Consider the following 24,066-nt stretch of genomic DNA (forward strand, 5'->3'; position numbering starts at 1 on the left):
GCAGGAGGACCTCGATGTGTTAGAAGCATACTACGTGAACATGTACTATGACAGGGTGGAGTTCCATTTGGACGACCAGATTCCATTTCTTTTCTGTTTCTACACGGACCAAGGATCCGACTACGACTTCCTCGTACAGTATCGAGACCATGACACTACCAGTGACTTGAAGTGGGAGTGGATGGTCTTCTGCAACTTTGTTGCTGTCCCAGACCCGATATGGGGATATGTGAATGTGCATGGTGTTCATTACTTTGAAAACACAGGCGCCTTCATTGGTGACCAAACCCTAATCGATGAGTCATGGTTGATTCCGCTTCATCGATTGCGTCGTTCTGTCATGATGCACGAATACGGTCACCATATTTGGGTACTTGATGTGGATGTGTTTTACCGCGAAGTCTACTGTGTCAACTGGTTCTGTGATATGGCATCGAGCGCCCTTAATACACTCAAGTTCGTCGATTACCCGTGGTATTGTCAACACCATTGGTCGCAGCACCGATGGCCGGGGTGGTAAGGATGGATGAAATGGCACTTCCTTTTCAGGCCCCTATCACGATGATGATGGGGTACACAGCAATGGCAGGTCTTGTACTGTGGCTCCTAACACGGAGGAGGCATTCCCGTTCTCTGACTGCAGTCTACCTGTCCGGGCTGCTTGTTTCCTCTGCAACAGTAGTTGGAATCTGGTTGGTGGTCACAGGTACTGATATGCTCTACCCGGTATTCAATCCTCTGCTGTTTGTGGTCACAGTATACGTTGGGTTTGTGGTCTGGGCTGCATATCAGACGCATCCTGTCTGGTCAGAAAGCAGAGTGGCGTCGCTGCGGGAGCTGCTACAGTTGGCGATGCCGGTCCTAGCCAGTCTTGGGGTGTTTGTGCTCTGTCACTCTAGCTCGGTCTACATTGTATTGGGTACGGTGACTGCGTTCTCTCTCTTACTCGTCTCTGTTGTCGTCGAATGCTCGCGAAGAGTCGCGCCCATGCCGAAACAAGGGCTTGGTCGTTCAACGCTCCGTTTGACTCAGTTGACATTGTTCCTAACCATGATGCCGCTCGTTGCTTGGACCAGCATTCACGGTACACTGCCAGTAATCGCGATGTCGCTCGTGCTGCTCATTCTACTCGCGCTATACTATGTCTTGCGACCAGTACACAGTCTAGCCCCCCCACTCGAGCGAGCGGCATATGCTATGACAGAAACCGCAGTGCTACTCGTGCTGTGGCAAGTAGGAGTCCATGCCACTGCGGCTCAGAGATGGATTCCGATATACCCGGACATCAATATCCTGAGTCTTTTCAGCATCATGGCGGTCATGACAGCAAGATTGATACTCGCCGTCAGACAGGAGAAGACTGGAAACGCGGAGTGTGCCCAAGTTCAGGGGACCGAACCATCACAGACCTAGCAAGGACTGGGCAGTTGATGCATGGTAGTGGATAACTGTTGATTGTCGTCTTCGGTGCGATATGGTGTGGGGACTGCAAGAACGCTATGCCGGTCCTTCTGCATAGAAGAGGAACTAAAGATGGAATCCGTGTGCTTGGTACACTCAGGACGTGTCTGTTCAAGCGCACACAGAAGTAGGCGGTACCACGTACGTGAGCCAGAGCGGAGAGAGCAGCCATCATGGGCGGATCACAAAGAGGGGCTCTCCACGAGTCAGAGCGGTGATGGTACAGGCTGTACAGGTGGCGGTCAGACACGACGAGCGGATGAGGGCGCGGTATCACAGGGTCCGGACGCGGAGAGGCGCAGCGAAGCAGCAGTGGCGGTGGCACGGGAACTGGTGGTGACCATGTATCACATGCTGAAGAACAGAGAGCCCTACAGGACTCGGAGACAGAAGACGGTGGAGGCAAAACTTAAGAGTCTTGAGAGGAGAGTGGCACGGCAGACCGAGGCGTCAGAGGGCACACATGGCCTGAGGCGCAGGTCGTCAGCGGAGGTCTCGCGAAGAGACAACAGGTCTCCGTCGGATGCCTGACACCCCACACCGATGCACGCTGTTCCCGCCCGTCTGCTGAGGACCCATGTCTTTCATGGACAGATGGATAGACACAGGAGTCTTGTCCGCCCAGGTAACGGCACTGGGACCACTCCACTCCTTGAGGCCGCTTAGGTGTCGGATGGATGACCTCAGGCTATTGTCTTCGAACCGGGGTATATGAGTCCCACTGGTCTGGAGACCTACGGATGTCCAGAGATGTCCAACTTCTCGGCAGCTGTGGCACACCCTGTTCAGGATGGTGATATACAATGTACAGCGGGCACACTTTCTCTCATGGCTCACCCCATGAGTCTTGCAACAGACTCCGATGGACCGGTTCCCTTAAAAGAGAAACACATCGGCCGTGAATAGAAAGATGGCCATCAGGTGAGAACACGATGCCCAGACCAGGCGCACTGACAAGATCCAGAGCGAATCGCAAAGTCAAGACCCCCGGTGGTCGGGTTGTTGTGCATAGGCGCAAGATCTATTCGACCCGCGGGAAGTGCGCTTTGAGCTCCCGCCCGCTCCAGATGCCGAGGGAGTCAAGACAGGACAGGCTGATACGCGCCAGTCACAGTTCAAAGCGTCCCAATCGGCCCTATGGCGGTATGATATGCGCATCGGCTCTGAAAAGAGAGATAATTAAGAGAGTCAGAGAATAGAGTCATGAAGCGCGTCATCACAATAGGCGGCCTTCACGGAACTGGAAAGAGCTCAGTAGCAGACAGGATTGCGAAAGAGTTCGGACTCAGAAGGATATCTGCAGGAGAGATATTCAGGACACTGGCAGCCGAGAGAGGAATGACTCTTGAGGAATTCAGTCGTGTTGCAGAGGGCGACGCAGCGATTGACAGACTTCTTGACGACACACTGGTTGCAGAGGCTGCCAAGGGCAATGCTGTCATAGATGGCCAACTCGCAGCGTGGATGGCACGCGAGAACGCGGACCTCAACATACTTCTCACCGCACCACTGGACGTGAGAGTCGCCAGAATCGCACAACGCGACGGCCGTGACTTTGAAGATGCAAAACGTGAGACCGTGACTCGCGAGGGGAGCGAAAGAGCAAGGTACCGAGAGTACTATGGCGTCGATATCACTGACCTGTCCGTATACGACATCATACTCAACACGGCCAAGTATACTCTCAATGATGTCGTGACCATACTGCGCCTCGCAGTTCAGACGTTCTTCGCTCAAGCCCAAGGTCACACCTAGCGCAACACTCTTATTCATACCAGTTTTGGAGCAGCCGTTCTCCCAGCACAGGGGATGAGGCACTATGGTGACTATGTGCTTCGTTTGACCCTGGCAGGTCGAGGTGCTTAACGATGAAGCTGTTTGATATCGGACGCGTCTGCGTCAAGGTCTCCGGTCGAGAGGCCGGGAAGTACTGTGTTGTAGTGGATGAGAAGGACACTGGCTACGTCATTGTGACCGGGCCAAAGAGTCTCAGTGGCGTGAGAAGGAGAAGCTGCAACACTAGACATCTTGAGCCACTGGAAACACTCTTGACAATCAAGGCCGGCGCTGACGACGACACCGTCATGAAGGCAATCGAACAGGCAGGATTGACTGAGAAGTTCAGGACCAGAGTCCAGATCACAGTATAGTCTGTGGGACAGGCTGGTGGTCTTCCGCATGCCCCGACTGCTTCCAGCAGACCGCCCGAGAGAGAGACTACTCAGAGCACAGGACTCGACAGACCCAGCCTATGGCTTTGCCTACCTTGAACGACTGCCCATGGACTACCTCCTGCAGAACTCGGTTGTGGTACTAGACAAGCCAGCAGGTCCAACAAGCCATGAGGTTGTGTCGTGGGTCAAGAGGATACTGAATGTCGACAGGGCAGGTCACTCCGGGACTCTGGACCCGTCAGTCACTGGGGTGTTGCCCATTGGCGTCGGCCGAGCGACAAAGGCAATGCAGGCGCTCCTGACTGCTGGGAAGGAGTACGTCTGCCTGATGGAACTTCATGACACGGTGTCAGAAGACAGGATTCGAGCGGTTGTCGAGGAATTCACAGGGAAGATCTACCAGAAGCCGCCCCTGAAGTCCTCAGTGAAGCGGGTGTTGAGAGTCAGAGAGATATACTACAATGACCTCCTTGAGATTGATGGCAGAGACGTGCTCTTCAGGGTAGGCTGCGAGGCGGGGACGTACATAAGGAAACTCTGCTTCGACATAGGTGAGGCTCTTGGTGTCGGGGCACACATGAAGGAACTGCGAAGAACACGCGTTGGACGGCTTGTGGAGGACGAGCATCTCTGCAGTCTTCATGACCTGAAAGACGCCTACGAGTTCTACAAGCAGGACAAGGATGAGACCCAACTACGCCGTTATCTGCTTCCTGTCGAATACGCACTCTTGCACCTTCCCTACATTGAGGTACGTGACAGTGCAGTCAATGCAGTGTGTTATGGTGCCGACTTGGCCGCAACGGGTGTGACAGCTGTCTCCTCAGACATCAAGAACAAAGACATGGTGGTCATCAAGACACAGAAGGGCGAGGCGGTTGCCATTGCTCGAGCATCTGTCACGAGCGAGGCGATTGTCAAGGCCAACAGAGGCATAGTGGCAACGACCGACCGGGTGCTCATGGAGAGGGACAGATACCCAACCATGTGGAAGAAGAGAGAGGCACAGGAGCCAGAGGAGTCGTCCTGAATCGTGATTGGTCAGCTCCGGACCGGTCCAGTGCGTCCGCCATGCATACCTCTAGAGTACAATTAGGATTAAGTACGTTCCTGACCAGTGTCAGATGGGCCCTGGAGCGGAAGAGCGACTGACGGTACCTGCCTGTTCAAAGAGGCAGGCGCTGAGGAAGCTCCCAACTACGCGCCGACACCAGTCTTGCGCAAGCAATGGGGTGAGAGCCTCGCTCTGGGAACAGAAACGAGACCCCCGGACCGGGCGTGACGATGATTCGGCCATTCGAGCCGCTGAGAATCCAGTTCGGAACGGTTGAAACGGCCCAACACTGGGTAGCAACTCCAAGAATACACCGCTGATGTGTCGGCCTGAGGTGTAGGGTAGGAGGCACAGTCGGATGTCGCAAGGCCTGCGCTGGCAACGGCCGCAGGTGGAACAGAATTGGGGCTACTCTCCGGACCAGGACCCACTACCTCAGGCTGGATTCGAGTGCTCCTGCATGATCTCACTCTGCACTTGGACTACCTCCGTGCTGTTCCTGCATTCCGAATAGGCGTCCAGCCACTCACGGTTCACTGCTATGAAGGCGAACCCCCATTTGAACATGGACATGAGCTTGACCGCCTCAGTCTGTAGTCCTGCAATGTAGAGAGCGGCTGCAACAGCCTCGGCTGTTGACAGTCGGATGGGCTTGTAAGTGTTGACAGGGTTGGCCGCGAGAAGATATGGGAGAGCTCTCTGCACACCCAGTCTCACGGAGAGGAATATGTCTTCTGCTTGGTTCCAGGAACAGTCGAGTGCGACAAGACCATGCGTGAGGAGGGTCTCTCGGTCTCCGGGTGAAAAAGCCACTTCTGCATGCGGGTGCAGAACGACTGCCTTCCGGGGGATTCTCTCCACGCTCCGGACAATCGAAGCACCTCCCAGTCTAGTGAGCCTCAGACCTGTACACTTGCGTGGGTCACACTGATTCGCATGAAAGATCACAATCCTAGGAGTAGCCTTGGAGTCCATGACGAAGTGAGACCCCCACGGAACACATTTCAAGGTTCCTAGACCCAGTTCAGGATGCGAATCATCAATGACTAGCAAGGGGCACAGCTGCGAGATCTGCGGCGATATCTCATCAGACATTCAGACATGCACGATGTGTGGCTCAAGGGTCTGTAAGGACTGTATAGCTCACCCTGAGAGGATTTGCCTCGTGTGCAGAGAGTCCAGATGTCAGGTCTGCATGACCTTCCATGCCTCGCGAGCGTGCACAAGATGCGGCCAGCTGGTCTGTGAGGACCATGGCACAAGGATTGGCGAAGCAACAGTCTGTGACAAATGTCTGGGTCAATCCAAGACAGACTGAGGCGAGAACACATGGACGAGATGATCAGTGTCGGTCTTGATGACATCGACAGTCCTAGCGGAGGGTGTACAACCCACTTCGCAACACTCCTTGTCGAGCAGCTGGAAGAGGCGGGAGTCACATGGTGCGACTATCCCAACCTCATACGGCTCAATCCCAACATCCCATTCAGGACACGGGGCAACGGAGCAGTATGTCTCCGGTTCCGTTCCCAGGCAGTCAATGAACAAGAACTGACTGAAATGGTCGCATCGATGCTGGACGTCTATGTGAAGACAGACTATCCTAACACAAACCCCGGGGTGGTTGTTGTCAGAGGGGGTGTACCAGAGGACGTGGTCCGTTTTGCAGAGACCGCTGTGTGGAGGGCAGTACCAATCCCCCTTGCCATCCGGATAATCAAGAAGCACTCGGCACAGAGCCTGTCCAGAGGCAACGGTCGGGGTCTTGTCGGAGCGGTCGCGGCAGTAGGGAACCTGCTCCTTGAGGACCACACCTATGAGTACATTGCGTATCGGACAGCAGACCAACATGAGGCAGAGCGTCACATAGACCACGAGTCGGTCCGCAGGATGGACAGGGTATTCTCGCAGGGCACGTTCTCGAACGTTGACGAAGAAACAGGCACTCTTATGATCGCACCGCATGGACCAGACCCCGTTCTCTTCGGGATAAGAGGAGAGTCACCGGACTTGGTCGTAGAGGCTGCGAGAATGGTGCGTCTGAACGTGGACGTGGACCGATGGGCGGTGTTCCGGACCAATCAGGGAACCGGGGCACATCTGCGACACAATGTGACTGTTGATTGTCTGAGACCATACATGTCAGCGAGTGTGACCGGCAGGGTCGCCTCCAAACCGCGAGTCATTGAGGGAGGGCATGTCCTGTTCTCTGTTACCGACGCATCGGGCAGCATCGACTGTGCGGCATACGAACCCAGTGGCAGCTTCAGGGACGTGGTGCTACAGCTGACGGAGAACGACACTGTGACAGTGCAGGGTGGAGTCAGACCCGCCTCCAGAACACACGGGATGACTGTGAACATCGAGGGGCTGGAGGTGATTAGTCTGTCGAACAACATAGCTGTGAGGAATCCCCTGTGTCCAGACTGCGGGCGGAGAATGAAGAGTGCCGGGAGGGCGAAGGGATACAAATGCGAGCACTGTGGGCACAGGTCCAGAGAGATGAGCAAGCAGGAGGTGGAGTTGGCTCGAACACTCACTCCGGGACTGTATCTGCCACCCACTAGAGCACAGAGGCATCTGACCAGACCAGAGAGAAGACTGTATAGTACAAATGCAGGCAGGCGTCAGACACTCATCTCAGTCTGGCACGGCCGCCGCACAGACACAGAACGCGCTCTGCCCCCAGACCGCGGTCACTAGTGTCCACATCCCCCTGGCAGATAGGGGACTCTTGCAGACTCCCCACATGTCCTTGTGGAGGTCATGCTCGCCGGCCGCGTCGTCCGCCGGCCTTTCTGGTACCGTCATGAGGGAGGGGTGTGACCTCGTCGATAAGCCCGATTCTCAGACCAGCTCGGCTGAGTGCACGGATCGCAGCCTGGGCACCGGGACCCGGTGTCTTAGGCCCGCTACCACCCGGGGCTCTGACCCGGATGTGAATCCCATACAGGCCCTTGTCTTTCGCCTCCCGTGCCGCCTGGAAGGCGGCTTGCATTGCAGCATGGGGTGATGACTCGTTTCGATCAGCTTTGACCACCATGCCACCAGACACACGGGCGATTGTCTCTGCGCCAGACAAGTCCGTTATGTGACAGATGGTGTCGTTATACGACGCAAAGATGTGCGCTATGCCCCACTTCGGCGTTTCTTCGCTCATATTCGCTCATCCTCCGGACCAAGGTCGGAACTATCATATGCTACAACTGGTTCTCTCTCGTCCTCATCCATGTCAAGCCGAGCTTCACGACGTCGACCGGGTTCCTCCTCCCTAGGTTCTGGTTCGACCATGGACGCGCGTTCTGCTGCAGCTGATGCTGCTATTCGGGCTGGATGTGATGGGTCATTCAGTGGAGACCTTGGCGAGAGGCTCAGACGCGATTCCTCAGCCAAGGAGATGATTCTGCTGGGAGTACGAACACGTGCCTGATCAAGTGCCACATGCCCATGGACGATGAGTTGACGGGCGTGGTACATTGAGCTTGCGTAGCCCTTCCTGAAGACAATGGTCTGCAGTCTTCGCTCAAGCATATCCCTGAGCGTGAGGTCAAGGATGCCCTCTAGACTTCGCTCGCTCTTGAGAAGGCCGAAACGGACGACCTTGTCAAGAAGTGTCTTCTCTTCTTCGACTCTGTCAGCCGGTGGGAGAGCCTGTAACCTGCGAGCCTGTCGCCTATAGTTGGACAACTCTGCCCTGTGCCGCCAGATCTCCCTCTTGTTCCTCAGGCCATAGGAACCGAGAAGCTCCAGCTCCTGCTCGAACCGCTCGGTTTCGAAGGGTCGCTTCGGTTTTGCGTACTTCTGCTTCTGTCGACGTGGATCTCCCATCTCTTACCACCTGCTAATCCTTCTTTCTTGACACTCCGACTGCAGGACCGCCACGACCAGTGGTTTTGGTGTGCTGTCCTCGGACTCTCAGACCGTAGGAGTGCCTGATGCCACGCCAAGACCTCATTCGTTTCATGCGGTCTATGTCGTTCCTCTGGATGAAGTCCAAGTCGGCGCCCGTCAGATGTACATTCTTGCCAGTCATTCTGTCACGAGGCCTATTGACGTACCAGTCAGGGAAACCCGCCCTTGTCACGTCTTGGAGCAGTTCCTCTATCCTTGCGATGTCGGCGTCCGAGAGATAGCCCATTCTACTTGCTGGGTTCAGTTTCAGCTGTGAGAGGACAGCTCGTGAAATCTTGAGACCAACGCCCGTAATATGTGTGAGTCCTTGAAGGAGGTTCTCCTGACCATCAATGTCTCTGGACATCACACGAACAATGTATCTGTATTCAGGCTCAGACATGCTCTTGTACCTCGGTCTGACTGGCTTGAGGCTCTGTCAGCCTTCAAGGGTCACCTTATAATCGTTGCCATCAAGCAGCGCACAACAGCGTCTGAATAGGCCCGTGCGTGGCTGAACGGCATGAGATGGCGCCCGGAATGCGACTTGAACGTTAGCCAAGGCGAACGACATGTTCGCCCTTCATGCCTCCATAAGGAGAGTAGCTCTCATTCTCGCCAGTCCAAACGAGCCAGCGTTTCCAGGCTACCGCCGTACCGAGCTTGGCTATCCGGGCTTATCAGTTGCGGACATCACTTGCCCTTTTCACCTTTTCCATCAAATCGCACTCGAGTACTATTCGGATGGCTCTAGCGAGAACTCCCCGACATAGTTGGTGTGCATCATCGACTTCACTGTCGCTTCATCTCGTGTGTGGCCGAGTACCCACGCCAGCTTCACAAGAGCAGCCTCAGAGGTCATGTCATAGCCACTGATTGCACCTGCATCCAGGGCGGCTCGACCAACTTCATAGAGCGACAGGTCAGCCTGTCCGAAGGCACACTGAGAAGTTATCACAACAACACACCCTGCATTCACGGCTTGGCGTATGGCCCCCTTCAACGACCGCTCCTCCGACGGGATGTTGCCAGAACCGAAGCCCTCGATGACCAGTCCGTGGTACCCCAAGTCTACAATCTTCTGAATTATGCTTGGAGACATCCCGGGAAAAACCTTCAGAAGGAAGACGTTATTGTCAAGACGAGTATCAAAGCGAGGCACAAGGTTGTGGCGCCTACGATAGCCCTCGTAGAGGACTATGTCGCGAGTCAGCACTCCGAGAGGATACGGGTCGACCGAGTCAAACGCGTCGAAAGCATTTGAACGGACCTTCTTTGCCCTTGTGGGCTTGTGGATCTCGCCGTTGAAGACCAGACAGGTCTCGCCCAAGTTGCCAAATGCAGCAACGCGAATTGCATCTAGGAGGTTTCGAGGACCGTCGCTCCACGGAAGGTCACCCGATATCTGAGCGCCCGTGAAGACGATGGGCTTTCCAAAGTCCTGTACCATGAAACAGACAGCAGAGGCGGAGTACACCATGGTGTCTGTGCCATGAGTGACCACAATGCCATCCAGATAGGGCATGGTGTCATTCACTTCCTTGATGGCACCTGCAATCTGCTGCCAGTGATGCGGCTGGGCGTTTGCAGAGTCAAGCTGTAAGACCTGGCGCTTCTCAACCGCGACGTTTCTCCACCCCTTGGGGAGATTCTCAAGTAGACTGTCAACCGACAGGCCGGGGCGAATACTGTGTGTACTGGTATCATAGATGCTGCTGATAGTACCACCAGTTGCAATAAGGCACACTTGCGCTTTCTCGGTCTGTGACACTCTACTTACCACCTGCAAGACCACAGGAACAGCATTTATGGATGTTATTGTGTTGGGAAGACAGGTGACTCCAAGGGCGAATGCATGACCTGATTGTAGTGGGCGGCGGGCCTTCGGGAACTACATGTGCCAGGGTAGCCCGCCAGAGAGGGTTGCGGGTCCTGTTGATCACCAGCGGGCCTACATACGAGAGAGACCTGCGTCTACAAGTACCAGTCAGCCGTCCTGCTTTGAGTCTGATGGGCGAACAGGCAAGAGAGACCACGAGACACCTTGTCAGCGAAGTGGTAGTGCACCCACCAGGCGATGGACCTGTGTCGTGTCACAGAAGGGAGCCACTACTGCTTGCAGACTACACACATCTCACGGAGATGCTTCTCACAGAAGCAGTGGACGCGGGGGTTGAGCTTGTGAGAAGACAGGAGGTGCTTGCAGTGGAACAGCTGAAGAGGGGCATAAGAGTACTGGCGCGAGGAGAGTCATACCAAGGACACCTTCTTGTTGGGGCAGATGGAGTCAGTAGTGTGGTTGCCTCATGTGTCGGTGCGAGGGACTCTTGGGCGCAGAGTCAGCTCATTGGAGTCAGAGCGCAACAGGTGAGCGCGCAGCCTGCCACATTCGGTGGAGTGAATGCGCAAGACGAGTCGAGGACTTCTATTCTGGGGCTGTTCCCACAGGTCTCCAATGGTTGTCATGGGTGGACGATTCAGTCGGCAGGCAGGTCAGTCAGGGGAGTCTTTTCAACAACCTGCGGGAAGGAGACCCTCTGCAATTGCTGGGACTCCTTCGTAAAGCGCATTCGCAGTGAGAGGAGTGTTCAAAATGGGCAGGGTGGGTTGCGCGACTTCACACTGCCGTGTTGCACATCGGGCACAAGAGTTGTCGCTCGAAGAGCAATGCTGGTCGGGAGCGCGGGGGCGTTCGGGTCGCCTCTGACAGGAGAGGACTTGTTCTACGCTGTCTCTTCCGGCCGAATAGCGGCCGAGGTGGCCGCTGACGCAGCAGACACGAGGGACCCGCTATATGTGAGAGTGTATCAAGACAGGGTGAATAGTGAGTTGGTACCTCAGCAGGTGACCACGGTCAGGCTCTACAACGAACTGTTCGGCTCCACCGATAGCATCAGAAGGCTGTGTGATGCTGCCCGCGGCAGTCACACCATGTCACAGCAGCTGGGAGAGGTCTTCGCAGGGACTGAAACGGGGGATAAGAGCCTGAGGACACTCCGTGGTATGCTGCATATTGCCCGGACTACGAGAGATGAGTCAGCGTGATTGCGCGGACAACGACTCGCACGCCCGGCCGTCGTGGACCTTGATTCGCATCAGGTCGTGAGCGAGAAGTGTGTTGGGAAATATCTCCCGTGCCTCTTCCAGAATCGGCGCGCCTTGGACCGAGTCGTACCGGGGGCTGAAGTGCGTCAGTACCAAGCACTTCACTCTCGCCTCCGCAGCGATACTGGCGGCCTGCGCAGCAGTCATGTGACCACGTTCGTGAGCCAAGTGTTCATGCTCGGATGTGTACATTGCCTCAGATATCAGTAGGTCAGCATCCCTAGAGGCATCGCGAAGCGTGTCACATGGGCGCGTGTCGCCAGAGTAGACGATCTTGGTCCCAAGACCTGCCTCAAGGGTGACATCCTCTGGACGGACCGTCTTGCCACTGTCAAGAGTCACGGTCTCTCCAAGTGAGAGCTGTCTCCAGAGCGGGCCCATTGGCACACCCAGTTCCGTGGCTCTCTCAGGGAGAAAGCGTCCGCGCGACCGTCGACGCGTCACCGAATACCCCAGCGCATATCCTCTGTGGTCAACCTCAAAGGACCTGATGTGCACATCCTCGATGTCGAGGACCGGTCCCGCACCTATCCCATACACGGTGCTCTCAAACCTCGTACCGAGGTTTATAGTCGCCTGACACACGCGCACATACTCTATGAGCCCTGGTGGTCCGTAGACCATCAGAGGTCGAGTGCGACCCAAGAGCGACAGCCTCAGCAACACCCCGGGTAGACCGAGCACATGGTCTGCATGCAGATGCGTGACTAGTACGACCATGTTCTTGTTGAAGCCGATTCCAGCCCGTTCCAGCTGCATCTGCGCATACTCACCGCAGTCCAGGAGAAAGTTCCAGCCCTGGTGAGCGACGACTATGGCCGGGTGTTTGCGGCCTTCAGTCGGTATTGCACCTCCGGTACCAAGAAAGACTACTTCCAACCAGACCGCCTGTGATGGGTCGGCTGTGGACACTGATAATCGTTTCGTAGAGTGAACGGTTCAAGCAAAATCCAGGGGGATTGCATGGGGGCTGGCCTCTCGCCGAATGACACCGTAGGACCTCGCATCAAAGAAGTCTGAACTCCATCTTGCCCTGTGCGACTCGTCGCCAGCGAGGAGTGACAGGGGCATCGCCCTGTGAATCCCTGCGGCCATCTCATAGACAGAATACTCATCGATCATGCTCATCTCAGAGGAGACCATCTCCGTCAGAGCGGCACAGGAGCCGCGAGGCAGAGCGGAGTGAAGAATCACCCTTGCACAGTTGCGCTCCTCCAGGCTGTCAAGTCTGGACACGTATGTCAGAGGGAGAAGTGACCATGCGGACATGACGCGAGCCGCGGAACTTGGTGTGAGAATCGCGACAACTCGTCCGTCCAGAGCTGGAATGTTGACTGAAAGCCGGGGCAAAAGAGTGTTGTTCTCGACAAGAGAGGCGCGAATTCTGTAGACTGTGCTCTCCGAGACTCCTGCAGCAGCGCCTATCTCTGCGCCGGGGGCCTCGAAGTCCTGAGTCAGTCGCTCAATCACAGGGATGTCACCAGCTCTGAGCCTGCAGACGCTTGGAGGCGATGCAAACAGGTCTCCGAGCACTGGCACCTCACCGCCTTGCCTCAACATCAACCTCAGATGCAGCATGTCCGGAGTCCACGAGTGGTCTCTGCTTCTGGTGAAGTATAGGCTTGAGAAATGAGGAGCACCATTCGACAGAGTCCAGATGGAAACGGAGTCTGCGGTGCTGCGAAGGGTCTTCATCAGGTTGACCGCTTCCTGCCTGTACTCTCGCGGATAGAGCACCACCATGAATACGACGGGCTTGGGAGTGTCCACGAAGAAGGTCTTTTCGATGTATGGCGACGTCAAGAGCAGGGTCGGTCGCTCTAAGACAACCAGCATCCGCTCAAAGCCAATTGCATATGGGTTCACGAGAGACCTCAGTCTGACCAGCCCGGAGTCACGGAGACGCTGACAGGCTCTTCTTGTCTGCGGATAGCTCAACTCAGCTCTCGCAGCCAATTCGTGTAGACTGAGCCCGGGGTTCTTCAGCCACTCGTGCAGGATGCGGAGTTCGTTCGGGCTGAGAAGCGACACCTTGAGTGACCAGAGCTCGTCAATGAGTGACTCGAGGTCTCTCTGTGTGATCACATTCACTCCGCCAAGCGCAACGACGTGCTTCAGCCGCTCTATCAGGTCTGAGTACAGGTGTCCGCGGTACGTTCTCACTATGCTGCGGAGCCTCTTGAGAAACGGGTCCTCTTGAAAGAGCTCGTACTCAGGACCCGTCTCTAGAATCCGAATGTACCTCATGACGGCCTCGGCAGAGGGAGAGAGCTTGGCAGCGATGCCACTGACTGCATCTACGTCAGAGACGTCTCTGGAGTCCTCTGAGTCGACGGCCTCGTTCAAGGCTCGAAACCTCTCAGATTCATGATGCGCATTAGAGGATTTAAGGAACAACAGGAATGGCGCCAACTAGAGAGGAGCGGACTCATTCCAAAGCCTGTCAAAGTACGACACAGCCATGTCAGCAAACACCGGTGCGGACGCATAGATGCCCAGCAGTGAGTCACCGCTGCCGGTCCCAGCCAACATTATCAGTGTCATGAGTCGATCAGCTATGAGACCTCCTCCGAAGACCTTCTCACGGACGCGGACCTGTACACAGGATGGCAACGCTGTCAGAAGTGTACCTGGAATACCAGAGGTCAGAACACGCACCTTCGGTATCCGTACAGTCAGTAGTCTCTCGACGAGTGCAGAGAGGTCCTCAGCAATCGAAGTCTCGCCCTGCTCCGTATCGATGGTCGGGACGGAGAGCATGAGTTCCTCTCGAGCTCCATCGACCATTTCGAGCGCCTTAGCGAGGATTGCGGCCCTGCCATGAAGAAGCCAGACATCGCGGCTCGTTGCTTGGGCCTCACGCTCAAACCTCGGCTGGAGCTCAGCCACCACCACCCGTGTCGAGCTGTCCAGGGTCTCTTCCCATGCCAACCTCACCAGGCGCATCACCTCTGAAGGCGCCTTTGGGAGGTACTGGGTGGGGCGTCCTCGAGAGACTTGGATGAAGCCGCGTGCTTCCAGTCGTCCCAGTACATCGTATATCCTACTGAAGGGCACTCTAGACACGGTACTGATGTCCGAGGCGGCCATCTTGCCGCCATCGACCAGAGTCACATATGCCTGAACCTCATATTCTGTGAGCCCCAGCTGTTTCAGAGCCTTCAGAGTAGCCTCACTAACGGACACCGTCAGCACCTCTCAGCAGGTTGTCGCATCCGCTCTCTCGAGTACCAGTCAAGGAACGAACGGAATGCCTTGGTCCTATGAGAGATTGCCACCTTCTCCTCAAGGCTCAACTGGGCATATGTCCTCGACTCTCCCCTTGGGATGAATATCGGGTCATAGCCAAAGCCGCCACTACCCGCTTGGGTCAGAGCAATTGTCCCTTCCATCTCTCCCACGAAACTGCGTAGACCATTCTCATCACAGTAGCCGACGGCTGTGACAAACTTGGCTGAGCGGTCCTCAACACCCTCTAGGATCTTCAGAATGCCCCCAGTACCAATCGTGCTTAGGACGAAGGCAGGATAGGTCTGAGGAAATCCATTGAGTGCTCTGATGAAGAGCCCGGTGTCATCAGTCACAAGAGGGCGCATTAGAGTCCGGTATGCATACTCTGCCGCGACCCTTGCCACTTCCTCGACGCTGTCTGCTCGTATCTCGTACTTGGGCATCGAGGTGGTTTCAAAGTGTATCCCGTATTCCTGGAAGAGAGGGCTTATCTCAGCAAGCTTGTGCTGGTTCTGCGTCAGGACAACGAGCTCAGCCCTTGACATAAGATAGCACATCCTTCAGTATCTTGTATGAACTCCGCGTCTTGTCGAGGTCGAACATTCCAGTCACATTCCACATGATGATGTGCTCAAGACCTTGCCGGACGTATTCCTCCAGCCTCTTGATTATGGCCTCCATACCACCAGACGTGTAGAAGGCGCACAAGACCTCTTCTGGAACTGCCCTAATGGCACTGAGAACAGACTCACGGTCATATCTCATCGGCACATAGTCGCGTAACGAGTAGAAGTCAGGCCCGAAGGGGTGTTCTTGGTCGAAGCGTTTCCACTCCGAGGCAGGAAGAAGAAGAGCAAACGCACGAGCCAGCGGCGTGTCCATGAGACGACGACACTCGGAGTCGTCCTCGTCCAGTACGAACCAGTTCCATAGTGCCGGGGTGAATGGGTTGGTACGGTCCATTCTCTCTCTCAGACGACGTATCTCCTTGAGCCGCATCCCGTACTCGGCAGGCGAAAGCACTGTGGGAATCCAGCCATCTCCGAATTCCGCCGTCAACTCCAGCATTCTGGGTCCGTGAGCAGCAATCCATATGGGCGGTGGTCTGTCTTGGACTGCCGGTCTCAGGGACATGACTGCATCTCTCAGTCTCCAGTACCTGCCGTCAAGACTGAATGGCTCGTGGGAGTTCCAAATCCTCCTGATAATCTCAAGCGCCTCATGGAGCTTCCCTACCTGAGCACTGTAGTCCAGACCATAGGGCTCTATGTTCTCAATCTCTCCCGCACCTATGCCCATGATGGCTCTTCCACCGCTGATGTGATCAAGGGTGAGGAAAGTCTGTGCAAGTAGGAAGGGATGCCGCCGTATGGGTTCTGTCACAGCAGACAGCAGACTGACTCGTTCCGTCACAGCCGCACAGGCAGCCATGACCGTGCTCATCTCAAAATAGGTGTGCGGCGACTGCTGAATGAGTGCGAGAGGGGTTATGTCGGGAGTCCAGATTGACTGAGGAAGAAAACCGGCGAAGTGGTCCGGGAAGGCCATGCTGTCGTAGCCAAGGGCATCAATCATCCGGGCATTCTTGACAGCATTGTCCCATGGCGGCAGGAACGGTCCGGGAGCCCCTATTCTGAGGTCGTGGATGTCAGTCATGGCCTAGCACTTCTCTGCGAATCGCATGATCGACCGCTTCACCTTCTCGTAGTCCTCAAGCCGCAAGAACTCGTCCACGCCGTGGAAGTTGCACTCCTCGTAGATGGTGCCGTAGCATGCAGTCGGGATGCCAACCGACATGAAATAGTCCCCGTCATTGCCTCCGAGGTCACCAGCTAGCTGAATGTCTGGGTCGGCGACCTCTCTGACAGCCTCGTGAAACAGCCGGATCATCGGGTCTGTGGGGTCTGACGCCCAGCCACTCGATTTGTTGAGGAAGGTGATCTCTGCCTCTACACCAACCTCCTCTCGGACCCGGACTAGAAAGGCCTCTAGTTCTCTCATCGCGTCATCGGGGCGCTCCTCAGGTATCAGTCTGCAGTCAAATGAAACCTCGGCGGTACCGGGGATTATGTTGGTCTTGCTGCCAGCAGACAGCACCGTGAGCGAGAAGCGTCCCCAGAGTGTCTGGTACGGACTTCCTGGTGGGGCGGCTACAGAGGAGACAACCTTTCTCCGAACGTCTTGATAGTCCAGCAGGGAACTCAAGAGTGGAATCGCCAGATGGATGGCATTGTTGAACTTGAAAGGATACCCTGCATGACCCTGGGTCCCATGTACGGTGACTCTGCCCGAGAGGACGCCACTCGCCCCTATGCTGACATAGGAAGGACTTGAGTCTACCACAATTGCAAAGTCGCCGCGAATCTTCGGCGGACCATTGACGAGGTAGTCAATTCCCCATTCTCCACCAGTTTCCTCATTTGGAGAGATCAAGATCCTCAGATTCACCTTGGCGGAGCCCCTCCTTGCAAGCTCTCTTGCGGCACTCACACTGGCTACGATATTGCCCTTGTCGTCACTTGTGCCACGGCCATACATCCGGTCCTTCTCGACAGTGAGAGCAAATGGCGGTCGCGTCCACGCCTTTGAGTCGCCAGCGGGAACCACGTCATAGTGCGTGCAGAGAAGAACCGTCCTCTTTGCGTGCGCGTCCAAGGTTGCAACAACATTCGGCTGAGGTATGCCCTCGTGCTTGGAGTCAAATACCTCCACAGCGAGTCCTGCCTCCTCACAATACGCCTTCAACACTTTAGCACACTCAGAGTAGTCTCGCTTCTCATCGCTGTTAGTGTCAAGTTGCACAAGGTCCCTGAGAAAGCTCTCTTCCCACTTGTCCATCGGACTTCTCACTCCTCTAGATGACAGTGCAGCTTCATGCTCATTAGTCTTGAGGAGGGAGCCGGTTCATCTCTGACACGTCTGACAGTAGCTGGTCTTGGACCTGTTGGAAGAGACCTCCGAGACTCTCCCCCCACACAGAGGACAGATGGAACCACCTTTCCCGTGAATCATGAGGAAGTCACGCTCTTCCGCACCAATCTTGTCCAGGCCCCGCTTGGCCAGAAGCGCCCGGTATCGGCCCAGGACACTTCTCACTGCAGTGTAGAGTCGCTCCACGTCCTCGGAACTCAGTGAACTTCTTGACCTGAAAGGGAGAATCCCTGCGTACAGCAGAATCTCATCCGCATAGGCATTGCCTATGCCCTTTACAAACCTCTGGTTGCGCAGCACGCTCTTTATTTGCCCATTATAGTGCTGGATGCGGCTCCTGAAGGTCTCCAGTGTCAGCTCTGGGTCCATGGCTGAGGGCCCTCGACCGTCCCATCCGGCAACTGCAGAGAAGTCACCGGACTCGACAAAATAGACTCGGCCCATCCGCTTTCGGTCAGTATACCACAGATTGGCGTCGTCCAGTTCCAACGAGAGCATGTCACTCGGCCTTGGAGTGTGAGTATGCCGCGTTAGCCTGAACCTACCAGTGAGCATGGGGTTGACAACAAGAAACCCGGAGTCGGTCTCCATTATGACAAACTTCCCGTCAGCTCGGAAGTGCCGGATAGTCCGCCCTGTCAACCTACGCTCGAGTATATCAGGCAGAACACCATAGACTACGAGGTGGGAATGGACTACAGCCCTTCGTACCGTGAGTCCGGCCAGTCGGCCCGTCAGAATCTCTGCAATGACGTCAAGTTCGGGAAGCTCGGGCATCGTCAACACGCAGTGCTCCAGTGTGCTTAAGAACTGTCTCTCAAGCTCAGCTCTGGTTCATCAGAGGTTATCTTAAGGGCGCATTTTGCAAGTCATTACGCATGCCAGTCGAAGTCTATCACATTCAGAAGGGCAAGCTCGTCCGTGTTCCGAACCCGGGAGAGTTCGGAAGGGGCGACTGCTATCTAGTGGACGCTGGCCCAAAGATCTACCTCTGGATAGGTCCCAAGTCCAGCGTTGACGAGAAGTTCCTGACTGCCGCGGAGGCGGTCATGCGAGACACTGCAAGGCAGGGACACGCACAGATTGAGCGGGTTGAGGGCGGTCATGAGCCCCAGAGCTTTAAGGCGCTCTTTCCCACCTTCAAGCTGACGGACCAAGACACTGAGAGCTTCCTCCGCAAAGTCCAGCTTGAGAAGCATGAACACAAGCTGTGGCGACTCAGCGGGGATGTCGGAGACAGCTTCTACATGGAGGTCCCAAAGAAGAAGGAGTCTCTCGATAGTGAGGACGTATTCGTCCTGGACACTTGGAACAAAATCTATGTCTGGCGAGGGAAGAAGGCGTCAGCTCGTGAGAGGATGGATGCGACCCTCATCGCTCGCAGATATGATGCCGAGAGAGCAGGCGTACAGAACGTCATCCTTGTTGAAGAAGGCGAAGAGCCGGACGAGTTTCGTCGAGCATTGAGTTAGCAGCAGTTGCTCAGAGTTCGGACACATCAGGACCTGTCCCCTATGGTGTTCATGTGGCCGAACACGGAAACACTGAGCCCGAGGTCTACTGTGAACTCCAACTGACCTCGGGGAGTGGTCCTGAGGCCGTCTCCTGATAAGGACAGGACTCGTGTGTCCGACTAGGTCCAACTCACAACGAACGACGCATAGACGAGGACAAGGAGGTTGACGCGGGTCATAGAAGCCTGAATCGGCCAGACCGCGGCTCGTACACAACACCAGCATCTTTCATCTTGGCGAGGGCCTCAGCAGCCACATGCCGCTCCACTCCCGCCTCCGAGGCAATCTCAGCCAGCGTGGGTCCCAAATCACTGGGACTGGCCGGGTCTAGCTTCTTCAGTGCACGAAGCACTCTTGTGTCCAGTTTCTCGTACGGACGGCTCTCCCTCCATTCACCCTCTTCTTTGGCCCTCAACTGAGTCAGTTCAAGGAACTCCTTCAGTGCTGGCTCCAGTGCACGGTCCCAAGCGCTCTTGAACTCACGGAGACCCACCTTCTCCTTCCAAAAGGCCCTAGCACCAGAGCGAGCAAGTCGCAGAGCACTGAGCGGGCGGCCCAGGAGGTCGGCATCAAGGGCACTGCCACGAGACAGGACCGAGTCCTCCAGACCCAAGCTGTCCTTGAGGTGCTCCAGACGAGTCAGCACATGCTTGGTGCCCTCATCCATAACCTTGACGGTGATGGATGGTGTGAGTAGCTGGTAGGTGATGGCGGCCTTCAGGACCGGTAGTCGAAGGAGTGTTGGATTGGCGGCCTCAATCCAGAAGTCCTCGGAGGCCAGTGCAATTGGCACGTCCGGTAGGGCAGAGGTCTGTGCTGTTGTCATGGCACTCAGAGACACCTCTCTGAACCCGGACGAGTCCTGTCTCTGAACACAGAGCCGCTCCATTCTGGGCCTGTCAAAGGCACCGACGTCCATTCTCCAGATGCGTGGAGTCGAGACCCGGAACCCCCTGAAATCACGATGCGCAGGCCACCGACCATGGAGGCTTGGTGGTAGCAGCCTCCGGATGAAGGTCATCAGTCGACGCACCTTTTCGGCGGACACTAGTGCCTGAATGCCAGTCGTGAGACCTCCGATGCTGCCCTCGTATGGGGGTGATGATACAAACAGTCGCGTGAAGACGTTCTTGCTGGCTTCTGCCATGCCAACATTCTCAAAGAGCATTTCCTGCAGTTCCTTCAACGACAGTGGCGGCCTCGCATCTCGAATCAAGTCGAAGCGGAGTTCCTGGAACTCCTCCGCTGAGAATGCCTCGGTCAACTCGCCACCTGATGACCCGATGCGTCGTACTGCTATCCTGCGACCCACAACCTCCGCGAGAACACCATCTGGGGGAACAGTCTGGTCAGAGGCGAACTGGACAAAGACTCCGCTGAGCAACCATGGGCTTGGCGTCAGCAAGACTAGGGATGTGTCGCGAGTGTGATGGACGAAGCCGACATGTCGATATCTCCTGCCCGGCAGTGTTTCTCGAAAGCCCGCCTGAAGCCGCATCTCCCACTCTGCAAGCTCTGCTCCAAACTGGCGGTCGAACACATCACAGGCACTAGCGATGTCACCAAGCCGATCCCCACCGGACCGATGCCTGCTGAGAAGATCATCCGCAGCCATGGTCAGTTCCCCCTGCGCAACCGGGACTGATCAAGGTACTGCGTGAGTGTGAGGAGGCACTCGTCCTGTCGAAACCCGTCAAGACAGACTGAAGACGAATGCGACCTTAGCAGTCCGTGCGAGGTGCGCCACACATTGGGGATGGGCTCGTGCAGGCGACCAGGATGACAGACTCGACGAGCCGCGATGACTGCCTGTATCAGTGCATACGACTCGAATCGGCCTTTCCCGCATCTATCGCAGAGTGACCACTCTACGGGACTGCTGCCATCCTGACTCATGACACTCTCATGAATCAAATGAAGGAGAACGGTCTTAAAGATAGCCACGCAGTAGATTCTGCAGGTCGACTGCTCTGCGGTCACCTTCTTGGTCATCCAGTGCATCCAAGCAACGCCAAGCCCCGAGAGAACACATGCCCAGCTCTGGCCCTCTCTTGGACAGCTGTGGAGAACTCGATGAATGCTGTTCGGTTCACTAGGATTCATCAAGAGACTGGCAGAAAGAGCAAGTATACCAGCACTTGAATCAGAGTCAGCGGGATGCCAATCTTGGCGAACTCTGCAAAAGTGAGTGTCGCGCCCTCTTTCTCTGCGTTCTGTATGATGATGACATTGCTTGCTGCTCCGAGAATCAGCATATTCCCAGCGATAGTGCTTCCGGACGCAAGAGCCATGAGTTGTGGTATTGACGCCCCAGACTCGACAATCAGCGGCAGGTACAGCGCGACTAGGGGCACATTCGAGATGAGCTGACTGAGCAGCACACCTACGACCATAATGACTGTGGGTGAAGTCAGGTCCGCGTTCAACAGGAGGACCAGCTCTTGAAAGAATCCGCTCTCCCACACGCTCTCCATGAGAATGAACATCGCTGCGAAGAAGACAAGTGTCTTCCAGTCGATGTTACGAAGAACCTCACGCCTCCGGTCACTGAACAGCAGGACTGGAAGTGCTGCAATCAATGCTATGTAGGTGAGCCGCATCTCGAACCATGGGGCAATGAACAAGAGCGTGACTTTTAGACCGATGAGTATCATGACGATGGCCAGAGATACCTTGGACAGCAAGACCAGCCGCCCGTCCGATTGAGTGAGGGGTGGCAGTGGCTGAAGCTGTACACCGAACTCCTTCCGATACACTAGCCGGATGAACACAAATGCGATGAGGAGGTTGATCAGGCTGGGGAGGGCCAGATACCAGAAAAACACCACGAAGGGGGACTGGATACCCCCGTCCAGTGCAACAAGAAGATTCTGTGGGTTGCCGATGGGACTCATCACGCTACCGGTTGTGACCGCGAAGGCCAGCGTTAGCAGAAGAGGCTTGGCGCGGACGCCATGGACCCTGCTCAGAAAGAGGACCACAGGAGTGCCGATGATGGCCACTGTGTCATTCATTACAATGGCAGAGATGGCACCCATGAGAAACAGAATGAGCAGGACGAGCTCGTCAAGTCGCCGTGCCCTTCCGAACATTCGTTGTGTGAGCTGTTGGAGGTATCCACTCCGCAACATTGCCTCGCCCACCACAAACATCCCGAAGAGGAAGAGAATCACATCCAGATTGATTGACAGTAGAGCGTCGACTGGCGGAATCTGCCCGGTAAGGAGAACTGCGGCTGCTCCGAGGGTCATCGCTTGCCATATCTCGATTCTGTTCCTGCCAATCTTACGCACTGCTATCAGCGTGAAGACCACACAGAGTACCGCAAACGGGACAAGAGATGAGACGGACATCAAGTCAACACCACGGATGCGGGAGATTCGCTGTTCGCACATGCTTATAGAGTAATCACTGCGACAATGTGTGGTTTGCAGAGTCTGGATGAGTAGAAGGTGCGTCAGTCAAAGTCTAAGACACTGGCGTCACAGGGACGGGAATCAGCGAGTCAGTAGGAGGCAATGAGTCGGAGGAGTGGCCCAATACAGGTAATGATGCGCTCCAATGAAACCGTGATGACACACCTGCTCCGATGCATTGTCTTGTCGCGGTGCAAGCGTTCATATGCAGGAACCGATGACGACGGCCATACACTCACGAGGTGGTGTGCATCATGTGTGGCGACGACTTCGTTGAAACTCTGAAGGCGAGGACGTCTATCCGGAGCTTTGAGAATGTGTCAATACCGGACTCAGATATACAGAGGATAATCGAGGCAGGCGTGAGTGCACCCAGCGCAGGCAATCGCCAGCCGTGGCGGGTTGTCATAGTCACAGACAAGGCGGTCAAGGAAGCGCTTGCCAAAGGTGCATTCGGCCAGACCTTCGTGGCTTCTGCACCAGTGGTATTGGCAGTGTGCGGCGTGCCCGAGGAGTCCGCTGAGAGATACGGAAACCGTGGCAGAGACCTCTACGTGTTTCAGGACACTGCAGCTCTAACGCAGAACATCCTGCTGGCTGCGCATGCGATGGGTTATGGTACATGCTGGGTAGGCGCGTTTGACGACGAGGAAGTGGCACGCGTCCTGAGGACTCCCTCATCAGTGAGACCCATGGCACTCATACCGATAGGTGTACCGAAGAAGCCAATTCCTGAGAAGCGCCAGCGCCGACCAATGAGCGAGGTTGTGGTGACGGGGCGGTTCGCCTAGTCAGCCCTGCGAAATCCTGCACTCAACCGGACACTACTCTTATCAGATGGTGTCCAAGGTCGGGTCGGACCAAGTGAGTGTATCCGATGACAAAGGTCACAGTCATTATCAAGTCTGAGCCATACTCTGACGAGAGCGCCTACACGGCGCTGAAGCTTGCCCACGCTGCTGTTGACAAGGGGCACATCGTCGAGCTGTTTCTGGTACAAGGGGGCGTCTTCTGTGCGCTTAGGGAGCAGAATCCAAGCCACATGCAGAACCACTACACAATGCTGGACGAGCTGATAACCAAAGGCGTACGGGTTGTATGCTGCGGCACATGCACCAAGACCAGAGGCGTAGCTCAGTCTCTGCTGCATCCGAAGGTCGAAGTGGGAAGCATGCCAATCCTTGCCGACATGATCACTTCAAGTGATAGTACGGTCGTCTTCTGAACGCGGACCGTCCGTTGTGGTCCGGACGGGGATGGGCACAGACGCCAGCTGTGTGAGCCTGGAA

26 protein-coding genes, 1 tRNA gene and 1 other RNA gene are annotated in these 24,066 nt (G+C 55.7%); 13 read left to right on the top strand and 15 right to left on the bottom strand.

Annotated features, from left to right (window positions below; genetic code table 11):
- The first annotated feature begins 16 nt into the window (after nucleotides 1-16).
- From HXY34_04040 to rnpB, 8 genes are all read left to right on the top strand, one after another.
- Nucleotides 17-520, top strand: a complete 504-nt coding sequence (locus HXY34_04040) for a hypothetical protein (protein ID NWF95293.1) — start codon at nucleotides 17-19, stop codon at nucleotides 518-520.
- 2 nt (nucleotides 521-522) lie between these two features.
- On the top strand, nucleotides 523-1,413 hold the full coding sequence (locus HXY34_04045) for a hypothetical protein (GenBank protein NWF95294.1): 891 nt from the start codon (nucleotides 523-525) through the stop codon (nucleotides 1,411-1,413).
- A gap of 193 nt (nucleotides 1,414-1,606) precedes the next feature.
- Nucleotides 1,607-1,801, top strand: coding sequence for a transposase (locus HXY34_04050; protein NWF95295.1), 195 nt, complete (start codon nucleotides 1,607-1,609; stop codon nucleotides 1,799-1,801).
- Nucleotides 1,802-2,393: 592 nt separating this feature from the next.
- On the top strand, nucleotides 2,394-2,660 hold the full coding sequence (gene rpl34e, locus HXY34_04055) for a 50S ribosomal protein L34e (protein ID NWF95296.1): 267 nt from the start codon (nucleotides 2,394-2,396) through the stop codon (nucleotides 2,658-2,660).
- A 4-nt stretch (nucleotides 2,661-2,664) separates the two neighbouring features.
- Nucleotides 2,665-3,216, top strand: coding sequence for an AAA family ATPase (locus tag HXY34_04060; GenBank protein NWF95297.1), 552 nt, complete (start codon nucleotides 2,665-2,667; stop codon nucleotides 3,214-3,216).
- Between the two features lie 113 nt (nucleotides 3,217-3,329).
- Nucleotides 3,330-3,611: a 50S ribosomal protein L14e gene (locus HXY34_04065; GenBank protein NWF95298.1), complete on the top strand. Its 282-nt coding sequence runs from the start codon at nucleotides 3,330-3,332 to the stop codon at nucleotides 3,609-3,611.
- Between the two features lie 28 nt (nucleotides 3,612-3,639).
- Nucleotides 3,640-4,665 carry an RNA-guided pseudouridylation complex pseudouridine synthase subunit Cbf5 gene (locus tag HXY34_04070; protein ID NWF95299.1) on the top strand — a complete coding sequence of 342 codons (1,026 nt, stop codon included), beginning with the start codon at nucleotides 3,640-3,642 and terminating at the stop codon, nucleotides 4,663-4,665.
- A 102-nt stretch (nucleotides 4,666-4,767) separates the two neighbouring features.
- Nucleotides 4,768-5,112, top strand: an RNA gene (gene rnpB, locus HXY34_04075) — RNase P RNA component.
- Between the two features lie 12 nt (nucleotides 5,113-5,124).
- Here the strand turns inward: rnpB and HXY34_04080 are convergent.
- The gene (locus HXY34_04080; protein ID NWF95300.1) at nucleotides 5,125-5,664 is read right to left on the bottom strand and encodes a DUF367 family protein; all 540 of its coding nucleotides are present in this window, start codon (nucleotides 5,662-5,664) and stop codon (nucleotides 5,125-5,127) included.
- A gap of 354 nt (nucleotides 5,665-6,018) precedes the next feature.
- On the opposite strand from HXY34_04080, the gene HXY34_04085 reads away from it, so the two are divergent.
- The gene (locus HXY34_04085; protein NWF95301.1) at nucleotides 6,019-7,392 is read left to right on the top strand and encodes a DUF1743 domain-containing protein; all 1,374 of its coding nucleotides are present in this window, start codon (nucleotides 6,019-6,021) and stop codon (nucleotides 7,390-7,392) included.
- A gap of 61 nt (nucleotides 7,393-7,453) precedes the next feature.
- On the opposite strand, the gene HXY34_04090 is transcribed toward HXY34_04085, so the two are convergent.
- The 5 genes from HXY34_04090 to HXY34_04110 all read right to left on the bottom strand — a co-directional run bounded on the left by HXY34_04090 (nucleotide 7,454) and on the right by HXY34_04110 (nucleotide 10,351).
- Entirely contained in the window at nucleotides 7,454-7,849 is a 396-nt protein-coding gene (locus HXY34_04090; protein ID NWF95302.1) for a 30S ribosomal protein S11, read from the bottom strand.
- A complete protein-coding gene (locus HXY34_04095) occupies nucleotides 7,846-8,517 on the bottom strand; it encodes a 30S ribosomal protein S4 (GenBank protein ID NWF95303.1) in 672 nt (223 codons plus the stop codon). The genes HXY34_04090 and HXY34_04095 overlap by 4 nt, the downstream gene beginning before the upstream one ends.
- A 13-nt stretch (nucleotides 8,518-8,530) precedes the next feature.
- Nucleotides 8,531-8,983 (bottom strand): 30S ribosomal protein S13, encoded by a 453-nt coding sequence (locus HXY34_04100; protein NWF95304.1) that lies wholly within the window; start codon nucleotides 8,981-8,983, stop codon nucleotides 8,531-8,533.
- Nucleotides 8,984-9,109: 126 nt separating this feature from the next.
- Nucleotides 9,110-9,257 (bottom strand) — tRNA-Ser (locus tag HXY34_04105).
- A gap of 59 nt (nucleotides 9,258-9,316) precedes the next feature.
- On the bottom strand, nucleotides 9,317-10,351 hold the full coding sequence (locus HXY34_04110; protein ID NWF95305.1) for an asparaginase: 1,035 nt from the start codon (nucleotides 10,349-10,351) through the stop codon (nucleotides 9,317-9,319).
- Nucleotides 10,352-10,431: 80 nt separating this feature from the next.
- Here HXY34_04110 and HXY34_04115 point away from each other — a divergent pair, with 80 nt between their 5' ends.
- Nucleotides 10,432-11,625: an FAD-dependent oxidoreductase gene (locus HXY34_04115; protein NWF95306.1), complete on the top strand. Its 1,194-nt coding sequence runs from the start codon at nucleotides 10,432-10,434 to the stop codon at nucleotides 11,623-11,625.
- Here the strand turns inward: HXY34_04115 and rnz are convergent.
- The 7 genes from rnz to HXY34_04150 form a co-directional block, all read right to left on the bottom strand.
- A complete protein-coding gene (gene rnz, locus HXY34_04120) occupies nucleotides 11,617-12,564 on the bottom strand; it encodes a ribonuclease Z (protein NWF95307.1) in 948 nt (315 codons plus the stop codon). The genes HXY34_04115 and rnz overlap by 9 nt on opposite strands.
- A gap of 60 nt (nucleotides 12,565-12,624) precedes the next feature.
- Nucleotides 12,625-14,031, bottom strand: a complete 1,407-nt coding sequence (locus HXY34_04125) for a MarR family transcriptional regulator (GenBank protein NWF95308.1) — start codon at nucleotides 14,029-14,031, stop codon at nucleotides 12,625-12,627.
- Nucleotides 14,032-14,097: 66 nt separating this feature from the next.
- Nucleotides 14,098-14,871, bottom strand: coding sequence for a TrmB family transcriptional regulator (locus tag HXY34_04130; GenBank protein ID NWF95309.1), 774 nt, complete (start codon nucleotides 14,869-14,871; stop codon nucleotides 14,098-14,100).
- Nucleotides 14,872-14,873: 2 nt separating this feature from the next.
- Complete coding sequence (locus tag HXY34_04135; protein NWF95310.1) at nucleotides 14,874-15,461, bottom strand: XTP/dITP diphosphatase; 588 nt, start codon at nucleotides 15,459-15,461, stop codon at nucleotides 14,874-14,876.
- Entirely contained in the window at nucleotides 15,448-16,572 is a 1,125-nt protein-coding gene (locus HXY34_04140) for an LLM class flavin-dependent oxidoreductase (protein NWF95311.1), read from the bottom strand. The genes HXY34_04135 and HXY34_04140 overlap by 14 nt, the downstream gene beginning before the upstream one ends.
- Nucleotides 16,573-16,575: 3 nt before the next feature.
- Nucleotides 16,576-17,754: a M20/M25/M40 family metallo-hydrolase gene (locus tag HXY34_04145; protein NWF95312.1), complete on the bottom strand. Its 1,179-nt coding sequence runs from the start codon at nucleotides 17,752-17,754 to the stop codon at nucleotides 16,576-16,578.
- 66 nt (nucleotides 17,755-17,820) lie between these two features.
- Complete coding sequence (locus tag HXY34_04150) at nucleotides 17,821-18,630, bottom strand: hypothetical protein (GenBank protein NWF95313.1); 810 nt, start codon at nucleotides 18,628-18,630, stop codon at nucleotides 17,821-17,823.
- A gap of 95 nt (nucleotides 18,631-18,725) precedes the next feature.
- Between HXY34_04150 and HXY34_04155 the strand changes: the two genes are divergently transcribed.
- Nucleotides 18,726-19,319 carry a hypothetical protein gene (locus tag HXY34_04155; protein ID NWF95314.1) on the top strand — a complete coding sequence of 198 codons (594 nt, stop codon included), beginning with the start codon at nucleotides 18,726-18,728 and terminating at the stop codon, nucleotides 19,317-19,319.
- Nucleotides 19,320-19,536: 217 nt separating this feature from the next.
- Here the strand turns inward: HXY34_04155 and HXY34_04160 are convergent, their stop codons facing one another.
- Together HXY34_04160 and HXY34_04165 are read right to left on the bottom strand one after the other, a co-directional pair.
- The gene (locus HXY34_04160; GenBank protein ID NWF95315.1) at nucleotides 19,537-20,976 is read right to left on the bottom strand and encodes a hypothetical protein; all 1,440 of its coding nucleotides are present in this window, start codon (nucleotides 20,974-20,976) and stop codon (nucleotides 19,537-19,539) included.
- Between the two features lie 487 nt (nucleotides 20,977-21,463).
- Complete coding sequence (locus tag HXY34_04165; protein ID NWF95316.1) at nucleotides 21,464-22,714, bottom strand: anion transporter; 1,251 nt, start codon at nucleotides 22,712-22,714, stop codon at nucleotides 21,464-21,466.
- A 317-nt stretch (nucleotides 22,715-23,031) separates the two neighbouring features.
- On the opposite strand from HXY34_04165, the gene HXY34_04170 reads away from it, so the two are divergent.
- On the top strand, nucleotides 23,032-23,568 hold the full coding sequence (locus HXY34_04170) for a nitroreductase family protein (GenBank protein NWF95317.1): 537 nt from the start codon (nucleotides 23,032-23,034) through the stop codon (nucleotides 23,566-23,568).
- Nucleotides 23,569-23,654: 86 nt separating this feature from the next.
- Nucleotides 23,655-24,002 carry a DsrE family protein gene (locus HXY34_04175; protein ID NWF95318.1) on the top strand — a complete coding sequence of 116 codons (348 nt, stop codon included), beginning with the start codon at nucleotides 23,655-23,657 and terminating at the stop codon, nucleotides 24,000-24,002.
- The last annotated feature ends 64 nt before the right edge of the window (nucleotides 24,003-24,066 follow it).

It is taken from the genome of Candidatus Thorarchaeota archaeon (assembly GCA_013388835.1).
Taxonomy (GTDB): Archaea; Asgardarchaeota; Thorarchaeia; order Thorarchaeales; family Thorarchaeaceae; genus JACAEL01.